Genomic DNA, 12,811 nt, shown 5'->3' with positions numbered 1-12,811 from the left:
ATTTTATTTCACCTTTTGAATCAATAAATAAATATAATTAGGGGGCTGAGCTGTTTTAAATCATTATCAAAAGAACCGGCCAGCACGCCGCAAAGAAAAACCACCCCAGAATAAAATCAAACCTCTACGTAGTGGTTCACACGTTAAAACGAAAATGCATGACATCACCGTCTACGACCGGATACTCCTTACCTTCAAGGCGCAACAGCCCCTTCTCTTTCGCACCCGCCTCACCTTTGCAGTTGATAAAATCCTCATAGGCAATGACCTCGGCACGAATAAAGCCTTTTTCAAAATCTGTATGAATGACACCTGCGGCTTCGGGTGCCTTGGCCCCATGGCGGACGGTCCAGGCGCGTACCTCTTTGACCCCGGCGGTAAAATAGGTTATCAGCCCCAGAAGACGATAACCCGCATGAATCATTCGGTCTAGCCCTGCCTCACTTAAGCCAAGCTCTGACAGAAACTCAGCCTTCTCTTCAGGATCGAGTTCTGCCACTTCGGCCTCAATCTTGCCGCAGATAGTAACCGCCTCCGCACCTTCTGCGGCAGCGTGAGCAGTGACAAGGTTGACAAAAGGGTGATCGCCTGCCAAATCATCTTCGGTCACATTGGCGACATACAGTACAGGTTTCGCGGTGATCAAATGCAAGCCACGCACGATCAGCCGTTCATTTTCGGTCAAATTAACCGACCGCGCAGGCAGACCTTCATTGAGCGCGATGCGTATTTTCTCCAGCACTTCGACCTCGGCCTGCATCTGCTTGTCACCGCTTTTGGCTAATTTGGCAGACCGCTGAGCCCTTTTTTCGACGGTATCAAGGTCGGCCAGATTAAGTTCAGTCTGGATGACTTCAATGTCACGTAACGGGTCGAGAGAGCCGTCAACATGCACGACATTGTCATCCTCAAAACAACGAACCACGTGCGCGATGGCATCGACCTGACGGATGTGCCCGAGAAACTGGTTGCCCAGCCCCTCGCCCTTACTGGCACCCTTGACCAGACCGGCAATGTCGACAAACTCCATCGTGGTCGGTAATACCCGCTGCGGCAGAACAATCGCGGCCAGGGCATCCATGCGTAGATCCGGGACCGCAACAACACCGACATTCGGTTCAATAGTACAGAACGGATAGTTAGCCGCTTCAGCTCCGGCAGAAGTAATCGCGTTGAAGATGGTTGACTTCCCGACGTTGGGCAGGCCAACGATTCCACATTTAAAACCCATGATTGTTCTCTCTTCTTAAATAGCGATAGCCGGGGCATGTAACCCCGGCTATCGAATGAGACTAAATTGTCGCTTGAGTTATCAGAGCGTCAGTAGCGGCGCAATAACCAGGGCAACAACACTCATCAGTTTGATGAGGATATTCATGGCCGGGCCCGAGGTGTCTTTGAAGGGGTCGCCGACGGTATCGCCGATAACGGCTGCGTCATGCGCGGAGCCACCCTTCTTCTCACCAGCGACCTTACCCTGCTCAATGTATTTTTTGGCATTGTCCCAGGCACCGCCGCCGTTGGACATCATCAGAGCCAGAAGGACCCCGGCAAGAGTCGCACCGGCCAGCATACCGCCGAGAGCCTCAGCACCAAGAATAAACCCGACCGCAACCGGCGCAACAACTGCGACGACACCAGGAAGAACCATCTCTCTCAAAGCTGCGGCGGCAGAGATATCAATACATTTCTGTGAATCGGGTTTAACGCCTTCTTTACCTTCGAGAAGACCTGGAATCTCGCGGAATTGACGACGGATCTCATCAACCATCTTGCCCGCCGCACGACCAACCGAGGTCATGGTCAAGGCGCCGATAAAGAACGGCAGTGCGCCGCCGATGAACAGGCCAATAACCACCTTGGGCTCAATCAGGTTAATCGACTTCAGGCCGACGGTTGTAGCAAAGGCGGAGAAGAGCGCAAGGGCAGTCAGTGCCGCAGAGCCGATCGCGAAACCCTTACCGATGGCAGCAGTAGTATTACCGATGGCGTCGAGGCCGTCAGTAATCTCACGCACTTCCTTACCAAGGCCTGCCATCTCCGAGATACCACCGGCATTGTCGGCAATCGGCCCGTAGGCATCGACGGTCATGGTAACGCCAACAGTCGCCAACATGCCGACAGCTGCGATGCCGATACCGTAGAGACCAGAGAAGTAGTTCGCGACATAAATGGAGATGCAGATAATCAGGACCGGAATCGCAGTCGATTCCAGACCGACGGCCAGACCGGTAATGATGTTGGTGGCCGCACCAGTTTTACTTGCCTCGGCGATCCGGATCACCGGGGCGTGGGCGGTATAATATTCAGTCACCTGACCGATGGCAATCCCCGCCAGGGTACCGGCCAGAATCGCCCAGAAAATCCCGGTAGAAAGACCATAGCCCTTGATAACGAAGAAGGCTGCGACCAGAAAGCCGCCAGCCGCAACAAAAGTGGTGTAATGCAGGGCCTTCGCCGGGTCCATTGACTTGAGAATCTTCATGGACCCGATGCCGATAAAGGAGAAGACCAAGCCAACCATCGCCAGGATCAGTGGTAAAACAAGCACATTGGTCTGAACCGTAGCACCAGTACCCAATTTGGCAAGCAGCTCGGGACCAGCGGCAGCGGCAATCGCCATGGTCGCGATAATCGAACCGACATAAGATTCGAAGATATCAGCGCCCATCCCGGCGGTATCACCAACACAGTCGCCGACGTTATCAGCAATAACCCCCGGGTTACGCGGGTCATCCTCAGGAATACCGGCCTCGACCTTACCCACCAGGTCGGCACCAACGTCAGCCGCTTTCGTATAGATGCCACCACCAACCCGCGCAAACAGAGCGATGGAGGAAGCGCCCATGGCGAACCCGTTGATATAGCGAACCGTGGTGATATCTCCGCCATAGAAATAGTAAGCCACTCCAATCCCGACCAGCCCGAGCGAGGCAACAGCGAGACCCATAACTGCACCACCGTTAAAGGAGATCTCAAGCGCCTTGGCCTGACCGCTGGCACGTGCCGCCTCGGTTGTCCGCACGTTGGCGCGGGTAGCAGCCTTCATCCCGATATAACCGCAGGTCATTGAACAAATAGCGCCACCCAGAAATGCGAGGGCGGTCTGAAAGTTCATCCCCATGGCGATCAGGCCGAAGACCAGCACGATAAATACGGCAAGGACACGGTACTCACGGTTTAAGAAGGCCATGGCACCCTTGTAGATATCCTCCGAAATTTCCAGCATGCGCGCATTGCCAACCGGCTGAGCCTTGACCAGTTTGTACAAGACAATCGCGATCGCAAAGCCAATAACTCCCAGAATAGGAGCAAACATGTACAATTCCATCTGTTCCGTGCCTCTCTTTTTAGGGTTTGATTTGTTCGAGCAGATCTGAACTATTGTAAAGATTCATGGCTGATTTAACGCCATTGCGAAATATCTCTTCTGTCGCATCCGCAACCTTCTGCAACAAGGCTGGTAGCACTGATCTTTCAGCGGTAGAGAAACGACCCAACACATGACCAGTCACATCACCGTGTTCTGGTCGACCAATACCGATTTTAACCCGGATAAAATCACCCCGCCCCAGTACACCGCAGATGCTGCGAATACCGTTATGGCCACCATGACCACCCTCGGGCCGAATCCGTAAGGCTCCAAAGGGCATGTCCAGATCGTCATGGGCGACAATCAAATCCCCCGGAGAGACTCCGAGGGATTGATAAGCAGCATTGACACTGGCACCACTGAGATTCATGAAGGTCTGAGGCAACAGAACAGTGGCTTCAACGCCAGCTACGCGTCCAACGCCATAGAGGCCCTGATAGCCCTTCTTCTTCAGGCTGATGCCAAACCGACCGGCAATCTCGGCTGCCAGCATAAAACCGACATTGTGCCGGGTCTGCTGATAATTTTCACCCGGATTGCCGAGCCCAACCAGTAGCTTCACAGCGACTCCGCTGTCATGCACTAAAGCAGGTTATTCCTCGTCACCCTCAGTCTCAACTTCTTCACCTTCAACCTCATCTACTGACAACTGAGGTGCTGAGATGGTAAGGACAGTGAAATTGACATCGTGTGGGATCTCAACACCTGCAGGCGCTATGACCTCTGCAATGTGAACGACATCACCAACCTCCAGCTTTGTCACATCGATTTCAATCGACTGCGGCACAGCATTCGGCAGACAAACCACTTCAATTTCGTGACGAAGCATCTGCAAGAGCCCACCAGTTTTTTGGCCAACAGACGTCCCGACAGTAACAACCGGCACCATGAAACTACCCTTATGGGACAGATCAATGGCATGGAAGTCGGCCGAAACCATGTTCCGGTGAATTGCATGAAGGTTGAGCTCTTTCAAAACAACAACCTGCCCGTCTACTGGCTTGGCACCCTTAAGCGTGAGCAGAGTATTCCACCCGCTCCCGGATGAAACCGCTTTTTCAAGAGCCCTGGGTTCGACGGCAATCTTGCACGATTCGATATTTTTACCATAAACAACCGCGGGAATTAATCCTTGAGCGCGTAACTTGCGTCCTACGCCTTTACCCGCTTTTTCACGCAAGGTCACATTTAGTTCTGCAATAGCCATCTATCAAATTCCTCCGTAAGCTTTCTTCGGTACGTCAATCTATCTATTTGGATTTCCAGACAGCAACCGCTCTAGACGAAGAGCGAACTGACCGATTCGTCATTATGGATCCTGCGGATCGCCTCTGCCAGCAGTTTGCTGACTGACAATGTCCGCAACTGAGCACAATCTTTAAATCTGGGTTGTACCGGGATCGTATTGGTAACCACCACTTCCTGCAACTTGCTTTCGGTGATACGTTCCAAAGCCGGGCCGGACAGGACCCCATGGGTCGCACAGGCTGAAACCGATATGGCACCTGAATTCAAAAGCGCATTTGCCGCAGTGCACAGGGTGCCAGCGGTATCGATCATATCATCAACAATGACACAGTTCTTGTTCTTGACATCACCGATAATATGCATGACTTCGGAGACATTGGGCCCGCTTCGTCTCTTATCGATGATGGCCAGACCGGCATCAAGCCTTTTGGCAAAGGCACGAGCCCGCTCAGTTCCCCCGGCATCAGGAGAGACAATAACCAGGTCTTTCAATTTTTTGTTACGAATCTCATCCAGCATGACCGGAGCAGCATATAAATGATCAACGGGGATATCAAAAAATCCCTGGATCTGTCCGGCGTGCAGATCGACGGTCAACAGACGGTCTACACCAGCAACCGAAATGAGATCAGCTACCAATTTGGCGGTAATGGGTGCACGGGGGGCGACCTTGCGATCTTGCCGGGCATACCCGAAGTAGGGGACAACCGCGTTAATCCGCGCCGCCGAAGCCCGCTTGAGCGCATCAACCATTACAAGCATTTCCATCAGGTGGTTATTGGTCGGTGCACAGGTGGATTGGACCAGAAAAACATCACGACCGCGAACGTTATCGCCGATCTCGACCTGAATTTCGCCGTCCGAAAAGGTATGAACCTTGGCGTGGCCGAGATTGACCGACAGGTGATCACAAATTTCCTGAGCCAAAGGCTGATTGGAGTTGCCAGTGAAAATTTTAATCATAACGGCTCTAACCTTTGTATACCCGGTATACCCCGAGTCGGATCACAGCAAAAAATGCCTGCCAGTCAGGAGCAGATAGCGGCTTCGATTTCCAGTTTTGAAAGATTTTTTCCTCTTCCGGCGGGGCGTTTTTACCTGTATCGGCTCAGACTGTCAAGTCCCGCGCGAGAGGATGAGCGACAAAAGCTCTCCACTTTGCACGGGACGAAACCGCGTCCTTAGCAGCCATCGCAGCCGCCGTATCAGCGAAAACCCCAAAAACACTGGCCCCGCTTCCGGACATCAGCGCCCCAAGCGCCCCTTCGTGCAGCAAAAACTCTTTCATTTCACGGATCTCTGGATGCGCCTCAGACGTCACGCGCTCAAGATCGTTGTGTAACGCGTTGACAAGGTCAGAGATTGTTGTGACCGAAAACCTCGGAAGGTTAGCTAGTTCGCCGCCTTTTGTCAACTGCAAACTTTGATAAACTCCGGCTGTCGAGACTGCAAATCCGGGGTTAAGCAGCAGATAGCAAACATCCGGTAAAAGGGGCAATGCAACCAGCTCTGTACCAGTTCCGGTTGCCCATGCCGGTCGGCCAAAGAGAAAAAAGGGGACATCGGCACCAAGTTCAGCGCCAAGCTCAAGCAAGCGCTCAGGCGCGACAGGCTGGCCGCACAGTTTATTCAGCCCGTAAAGAACCGCCGCCGCATCGGATGAGCCACCACCCAGCCCTGCCGCCACAGGAATGTGTTTATCAATTTTGATCGCAACCCGCCGCTGAAGTGAGGTTTCTGCCAAAAACAGTCGTACCGCTCGAGCAGCAATGTTCTCCTCCTTCCCCAGGTCAAGGCCATCACAAAGAACCTCTATGCCCTCACCGTCTTCGATCCCGAGTTCGAGTCGGTCATACAGACTAACCCTCTGCATCGCCATCGCCAGCTCATGATATCCATCAAGCCTGCGACCCAGGACATATAAACAAAGATTTATCTTGGCCGGAGCATTAATGACCAATGTATCCACGGGACAAACCTCCATTCGCCGGCGTTAACCTGAAGCATAAAATCCTGGGTGAAAAAGGAACAATCATCATCTTCCGGGCGCCCTGACCTGTCAACCTGATCCAGAAAAAAAACCACGAGTAAAGACAAATCGAGGCCGCTGAAATAACTGCGGACACGAACACCACCGGCAACATGCCCGGCATAACCTGGTTCTAGTTTCCTGAAATACGGCACCAGAAAAAGTGGCGCATATTCGCCACCCATGGCTGAACATAGCCACTTCAGAAGAGTTCAAATTTTTTTCCTGCCAAGAAAACTCAATCAAACGTCTCTACTTTATCTTGTATTATCAATCAGTTTGGCAATTAAAAAACAGCTTTCTATTAATGGCACCATCCTTGCCAATATCAGTTTGACAGAAAAAGTAAAATACCTTTTGAGAGAAGCCAAACAGCACACCAAAAGAAGTGATAATATTGACTAATGCCTTATGTAAAAGTTCTCCTGGCGCTGCTCTTTTTGTTTCAACTATCAGCGGTGGTGCATGCAGAACCGATCTTAATTAAATTCAGTCAGGGGGCAGACGCCAACCAACGCAAGGTCAAGGTTTGCAAGTATTTCAAACGCCTGGTTGAACAGCGAACGAATAACCGCATCGCCCTTGAGTTTGTTGCCGGCGGGAAGCACGGGGATGAGACAGAAAGCCTGCTGGGTCTTCAAAGCGGGACTCTACAGATGGCAGCACCCGGGATATCTGCTCTTTCCGGGTTTAAGCCGTCTTTGCAGGTTTTTTATTTACCGTTTTTATTTAAAAATAAAGCCCAGCGGTCTTTGAACATAGGCGACCAGGTCGTTACGAAACTACTGGCAGACTCGGGTAAAAGCGGACTGATTGTCCTGTCATTCTGGGATAATGGTCAGGAGCCTGACCAAGAGAAATCGGTTCCAGGTCCAGGTAGCCACGATTATCAGGGATATCTGGTTCTCGTAAACGCCGTCTTCTGGTCACGGCTACCTGATGATCTGCAGGTGATCATCCAAGGCGCAATCAAGGACGCAGCAGACTATGCCCGCGAGATGTCGAATCAAATCGACACCGATGTGCTGTCAAAGATGCAAGCGTCTGGCAAGGTCAGAATCGACAAGTTATTTCTTCAATGACTTAAGTTCAGGGAAAAATGAGGAAGGTTCGATGATTACCCTGAGTTCCGTCCCAACAACTGTTGCTGTTTGGGCAACAAGTACTTAACCATCAAACACAGGAGAAAAAAATGTCAAAAAGTAAGATGTTACTCGTAGGTCTGGTAGTGGCAGCGGCGCTGGTAGCTACTGCTTCCGTATCGATGGCTGAGCCCATCATGATCAAATTCTCACACGTTGTCGCCGAAAACACTCCAAAGGGCCAAATGGCCAATAAGTTCAAGCAGCTTGTTGACGAACGCCTTGCTGGCAAAGTTGTGGTTGAAGTCTTCCCCAACTCGCAGCTGTTCGGCGATAACAAAGTCCTTGAAGCTATGGCTCTAGGTGACGTTCAATTGGCCGCTCCTTCACTGTCCAAGTTTGAAAAGTACACCCCCGAACTTCAGATTTTCGACCTCCCCTTCCTGTTCAACAATATGGCCGCTGTAGAAAAATTTCAGCAGGGCCCAGTTGGCCAGGAGATGCTGACCTCAATGAAGAGCAAGGGTTACATCGGCCTCGGCTATCTGCATAACGGCATGAAAGAAATTTCTGCCAACAGCCCGCTGCGTGTCCCGGCGGATGCTGCCGGGAAAAAATTCCGCATCATGACCTCGGATGTGCTCGCAGCCCAGTATGAAGCCGTTGGCGCTATGCCGCTGAAGAAACCTTTCTCCGAGGTTTTCACTTTGCTTCAGACCAAAGCTATTGATGGTCAGGAGAACACCTGGTCAAATATCTATTCGAAAAAATTCTACGAAGTTCAGCCCTACATCACTGAAACCGATCATGGCGTGCTCGACTATCTGGTTGTCACTTCAGCTGACTTCTGGCTGGGTCTGCCCGCTGACATCCGCACCGAGTTGAAAAAAGCCCTTGATGAAGCAATCGCCTTCGGCAATGACGTCTCAGCCAAAAAAGCCATCAGTGACCGTCAGGCAATTATCGACTCCAAGCGTTCGGAAGTTATTACTTTGACTCCCGCCGAGCGTAAGCTGTGGGTTGAAGCTATGAAGCCGGTCTGGAAACAATTCGAAAACAAAATCGGCAAGGAAAGAATCGCAGCCGCAGTCGCTTCCAACAACTAATAGCACTCTATGTTTAAGTGTCACGGGCCCAGAACATGGGCCCGTGATAATTTATCAGGCAGTTTATTTACGTAAGGAAAGTTTATGTTCACCAGGATGATAAACAGTCTGGAGGAGACAATCATTGTTCTCCTGTTGGCGACTATGACCTTGCTGGTTTTCGTAGAGGTAGTGCTGCGGTTCTGGTTCGACATCGGTCTGATGTGGTCTCAGGAATTAACACTGCTCCTTTCGGCCTGGATGGTGCTGTTCGGAGCGTCTTACGGGATCAAGGTCGGCTCGCATATCGGTGTAGATGCCCTTGTCAAAATCCTCCCCCCCACTGCTCGTAAAATCGTCAGCACTGCGGCGGTGCTCGCATGCCTGTTCTATACGGCCCTGTTCTCATTCGGCGCCTGGGTCTATCTCAGTAAAATGCACAGCATAGGGATTGAACTAGAGGATTTGCCCATCCAGAAATGGGTTGCTCACAGCATTCTGTTGATCGGCATGCTGCTGATTGCCTTCCGCTTACTTGCACTCCTGTGGCGAATTTTCACCGGGGAAGCCGAAGGTTTCCAGCTTGCCGATGAAGCCAAGGATAGTATGCACCTGGCTGAAGAGACTAAAGCCGCTTCCCAGGGAGGTAACTCCGAATGACCACTGCCGCACTCTTTTTCATCTTGCTGCTCTGTCTGTTGACCGGCATGCCCATCGCCTTTGGCCTTGGACTTTCCAGTATCACTACGATTCTGCTCTTTTCACATGATTCGCTTGCGTCGATTGCACTCAAACTGCTGGCAGCAGAATCTGAACATTACACCCTGCTGGCGATCCCGTTTTTTATTCTGTCATCAACCTTTTTATCTACAGGCGGAGTCGCCACCCGCATCATCAATTTTGCCATCGACTGTGTTGGCTGGATTCGTGGTGGACTGGCGATGGCCTCAGTTCTTGCCTGCATGATTTTTGCGGCCGTATCCGGGTCTTCCCCCGCTACTGTTGCGGCCATTGGCTCCATCGTGATCGCCGGTATGGTCAAAGCCGGCTACCCCAAAGAAATGGCCGCCGGCGTCATCACCAATGCCGGAACCCTCGGCATCCTGATTCCGCCGTCGATTGTCATGCTGGTGTACGCGGCCGCCACCGAAGAATCAGCAGCCCGCCTCTTCATGGCCGGCTTCCTGCCCGGGGTCATGATGGGCACTATGCTGATGATTATCATTTACATCGTCGCCCGGGTCAAAGGTCTGCCCGCCCAGCCCTGGGTCGGGTTCAAGACTCTGGTCAAGTCCGGAATGAAAGCCAGTTGGGGCCTGATGCTCATCATCATCGTGCTCGGCTCCATCTACGGCGGAATCTGCAGCCCCACCGAAGCGGCAGCCATTTCCGCGGTTTATGCCTTTTTCATCGCTATCTTTGTTTACCGCGATATGGGCCCGATCAAAAATGCAAAATGGCAGGAAAACCCAGGCGATGGCCCTGCGAAAGTATTAGTCCGCAACCTGCTGCTTACAGCAAAAGCGATGCCCTTATCGCTGATTCACAAGGACACCAAAAAAGTTCTGCTGGATTCGGCGAAGGTCTCGATCATGCTGCTGTTTATCATCGGCAATGCCATGCTCTTTGCCCACGTGCTGACGACAGAACGCATACCCCACCACATCGCCGAAGCCATCGTCAGCTGGGGCCTGCCATCCTGGGGCTTCCTGGTTGTAGTCAACGTCCTGCTGCTGATTGCCGGTAACTTCATGGAGCCTTCGGCGATCATTCTGATCATGGCGCCGATCTTGTATCCCATTGCGGTCAAGCTTGGTATCAATCCGATCCACCTCGGCATCATCATGGTTGTCAACATGGAAATAGGAATGATCACACCGCCGGTAGGCCTGAACCTGTTTGTTACTGCAGGGATAACCGGAGAAAGCCTCATGTGGGTTTTAAAAGCAGCCCTCCCCTGGCTGATGATCCTGCTGATCTTCCTGATGCTGATCACTTATATTCCGTCGATATCGCTCTTCTTGCCGAATTATATTGATCACCTGAAGGGCTACTGACACTGGACCAACAAAGCTAAATATCCAAAGGGGAGGCACTTGCCTCCCCTTTGGATATGCTGGGTAGATAAACATGCATGAAGAAGGGCCATTAGAAGTACGGCTTGCTGCGCGACAGACTCCAACGGGTGGCGGATGATAGTATCGAGGATAAGCATCTGGGGCGGGTCTATGAGGAGGCCTACGTCGAACCTCTGGAAGCGGTTCTGATGGTTGAGGGCGTCGCAATCCCCCTGATCACGGGGATGACGGTAACGAGAGAAATCAAAGTTGGCCAAGGTCGCATCATTGAGTTTTTCATCTACCCGGTAATCAAATATCTGGATGGGGGGATCAGTGTGCGCTAGCCACTCAGCCATTAACAAAAAATCCCGTGAACAGCAAACTGCCCACAGGATTTTTCCATTTATAGCGGGGAAAACTTATTCCTCAATCAAGACCGCCGGGGCCTCAAGATAGCTTTTGACGGTGGCCAAGAACTCGGAGGCATCGGCACCATCAAGCACGCGGTGATCAGCGCCCAGGGTCATGCGCATGATCGGGGCAACCGCCGGTTCCCCCTGTTCGTCGACGATAATCTCCCCCTTGACTGTCCCGATCGACAAAACAGCAACCTGTGGCGGGGTAATCAGGGTAGCAAAAGATTCAACCCCGAGCATTCCCATGTTCGTCACGGTGAAGGTGGCAGCTGTACATTCAGTCTCATCGAGCGTCCCCTTGTGCGCTTTACCCGCGAGGCCACGTGCCTTCTTGCTGATCTGTTGCAAACCGAAATTTTCACACTTTTTAATGACCGGATAGTAGAGTCCGCAATCGGTCGCGACCGCAAACGCCAGGCCAATAGTCTCAAGTTCAACTCCCTGTTCGCCATCCCAGTAACTGTTGACCCAAGGGTGCTCCTTTAAGGCTAGAGCAACTGCCGAAAGAATAAAATCGTTGATCGTCAATCCCTGCGCCTCGCGCAGCAAAATCACATCGGTCATATCAACCGTCATCGTCACATGAAAATGGGGAATTGTGGTCCAGGCTTCTTCCATCTTCTTGGAGATTAAACGTCTGATCTTGATCGCCTTCCCCGTTTTTTCTGTACATTTTCCCTTTTGCTCAGACATCTGGTCTCCATGTAATTCGAAAAAATACCTAAATCTACTGAGCTTCTATAGGTTAATACCTATGAAAATCAGTCATATTGGTACAGGTGTCAACATATATTTCCAATGACGTTTTCAAGATCTGCCCCTGCTCGTGAATCTCGCGGCCAAAAAAAATCGGAAGCGCCTCAATAGTGACACTCCCGATTTTTTCAGGTATCGGTAAATCCAGCAAAGAACTTACAATTTATCCGCCTCGGCGGCCAGGTAAGAAGCAACTCCGGCGCCATTCGGTGTCATCCCCTTATCCCCCTTGTTCCATCCGGCGGGGCAGACTTCGCCATGTTTTTCGGTGAATTGCAAAGCATCAACCATCCGCAGCATTTCATCGATATTCCGGCCAAGGGGCAAATCGTTGACGACCTGATGACGGACCGTCCCTTTCTGATCAATCAGAAACGAACCACGAAAAGCAACCCCGGCAGCCTCAAATTCAACATCATAGGCCTTGCAGATCTCATGCTTGACGTCAGCGACCAGAGGATAGGCGACCGGACCTATGCCACCCTGATCAACCGGAGTATTACGCCATGCTGTATGGGTAAACTGAGAATCGATGGAGCAGCCAATCACCTGGACTCCGCGATTGGCAAATTCTTTTATACGATGACTGAAGGCGATCAGCTCGGTCGGACAGACAAAGGTAAAATCGAGGGGATAAAAGAAAAGGACCACATACTTCCCCTTGTAATCACTCAAGCTGAAATCGGGATTCAAAGTACCATCGGCCAGAACGGCCGTTGCTTTAAATTCAGGGGCTTGCTTTCCAACCAGAACGCTCATCAG

Annotated in this window: 13 protein-coding genes; 5 read left to right on the top strand and 8 right to left on the bottom strand. The window is 51.6% G+C overall.

The genetic code is table 11. From position 1 onward, the window contains the following. Nucleotides 1-136: 136 nt before the first annotated feature. The 6 genes from ychF to ispE all read right to left on the bottom strand — a co-directional run bounded on the left by ychF (nucleotide 137) and on the right by ispE (nucleotide 6,590). On the bottom strand, nucleotides 137-1,231 hold the full coding sequence (gene ychF / locus D888_RS0105110; protein WP_020675465.1) for a redox-regulated ATPase YchF: 1,095 nt from the start codon (nucleotides 1,229-1,231) through the stop codon (nucleotides 137-139). A gap of 81 nt (nucleotides 1,232-1,312) precedes the next feature. Continuing rightward, nucleotides 1,313-3,319, bottom strand: a complete 2,007-nt coding sequence (locus tag D888_RS0105105) for a sodium-translocating pyrophosphatase (protein ID WP_020675464.1) — start codon at nucleotides 3,317-3,319, stop codon at nucleotides 1,313-1,315. Between the two features lie 31 nt (nucleotides 3,320-3,350). After that, the gene (pth, locus tag D888_RS0105100) at nucleotides 3,351-3,935 is read right to left on the bottom strand and encodes an aminoacyl-tRNA hydrolase (RefSeq protein ID WP_020675463.1); all 585 of its coding nucleotides are present in this window, start codon (nucleotides 3,933-3,935) and stop codon (nucleotides 3,351-3,353) included. 30 nt (nucleotides 3,936-3,965) lie between these two features. Continuing rightward, nucleotides 3,966-4,580: a 50S ribosomal protein L25 gene (locus tag D888_RS0105095; RefSeq protein ID WP_020675462.1), complete on the bottom strand. Its 615-nt coding sequence runs from the start codon at nucleotides 4,578-4,580 to the stop codon at nucleotides 3,966-3,968. Between the two features lie 71 nt (nucleotides 4,581-4,651). After that, nucleotides 4,652-5,584, bottom strand: a complete 933-nt coding sequence (locus D888_RS0105090; protein WP_020675461.1) for a ribose-phosphate pyrophosphokinase — start codon at nucleotides 5,582-5,584, stop codon at nucleotides 4,652-4,654. 145 nt (nucleotides 5,585-5,729) lie between these two features. Continuing rightward, complete coding sequence (gene ispE, locus D888_RS0105085; RefSeq protein ID WP_020675460.1) at nucleotides 5,730-6,590, bottom strand: 4-(cytidine 5'-diphospho)-2-C-methyl-D-erythritol kinase; 861 nt, start codon at nucleotides 6,588-6,590, stop codon at nucleotides 5,730-5,732. Between the two features lie 464 nt (nucleotides 6,591-7,054). Between ispE and dctP the strand changes: the two genes are divergently transcribed. The 5 genes from dctP (at nucleotide 7,055) to D888_RS0105060 (ending at nucleotide 11,221) form a co-directional block, all read left to right on the top strand. Then, on the top strand, nucleotides 7,055-7,732 hold the full coding sequence (gene dctP, locus D888_RS0105080; RefSeq protein ID WP_020675459.1) for a TRAP transporter substrate-binding protein DctP: 678 nt from the start codon (nucleotides 7,055-7,057) through the stop codon (nucleotides 7,730-7,732). 125 nt (nucleotides 7,733-7,857) lie between these two features. After that, on the top strand, nucleotides 7,858-8,838 hold the full coding sequence (locus tag D888_RS0105075; protein WP_051092404.1) for a DctP family TRAP transporter solute-binding subunit: 981 nt from the start codon (nucleotides 7,858-7,860) through the stop codon (nucleotides 8,836-8,838). Nucleotides 8,839-8,922: 84 nt separating this feature from the next. Further along, nucleotides 8,923-9,477 (top strand): TRAP transporter small permease, encoded by a 555-nt coding sequence (locus D888_RS0105070; RefSeq protein ID WP_020675457.1) that lies wholly within the window; start codon nucleotides 8,923-8,925, stop codon nucleotides 9,475-9,477. Continuing rightward, nucleotides 9,474-10,874, top strand: a complete 1,401-nt coding sequence (locus D888_RS0105065) for a TRAP transporter large permease (protein WP_020675456.1) — start codon at nucleotides 9,474-9,476, stop codon at nucleotides 10,872-10,874. Before D888_RS0105070 ends, D888_RS0105065 begins: the two co-directional genes overlap by 4 nt. A 104-nt stretch (nucleotides 10,875-10,978) precedes the next feature. Then, nucleotides 10,979-11,221 carry a hypothetical protein gene (locus tag D888_RS0105060; protein WP_020675455.1) on the top strand — a complete coding sequence of 81 codons (243 nt, stop codon included), beginning with the start codon at nucleotides 10,979-10,981 and terminating at the stop codon, nucleotides 11,219-11,221. Nucleotides 11,222-11,296: 75 nt separating this feature from the next. On the opposite strand, the gene D888_RS20735 is transcribed toward D888_RS0105060, so the two are convergent. After that, nucleotides 11,297-11,986 carry a 2-oxo acid dehydrogenase subunit E2 gene (locus D888_RS20735; RefSeq protein WP_020675454.1) on the bottom strand — a complete coding sequence of 230 codons (690 nt, stop codon included), beginning with the start codon at nucleotides 11,984-11,986 and terminating at the stop codon, nucleotides 11,297-11,299. Between the two features lie 219 nt (nucleotides 11,987-12,205). Beyond that, a complete protein-coding gene (locus tag D888_RS0105050) occupies nucleotides 12,206-12,808 on the bottom strand; it encodes a peroxiredoxin (RefSeq protein ID WP_020675453.1) in 603 nt (200 codons plus the stop codon). Nucleotides 12,809-12,811 lie beyond the last annotated feature (3 nt).

Origin of the sequence: Geopsychrobacter electrodiphilus DSM 16401 (genome assembly GCF_000384395.1) — a bacterium.
Lineage (GTDB): Bacteria > Desulfobacterota > Desulfuromonadia > Desulfuromonadales > Geopsychrobacteraceae > Geopsychrobacter > Geopsychrobacter electrodiphilus.
Note: the sequence above shows the minus strand (reverse complement) of the source record. Positions and strands in the feature narration are given on the sequence as shown.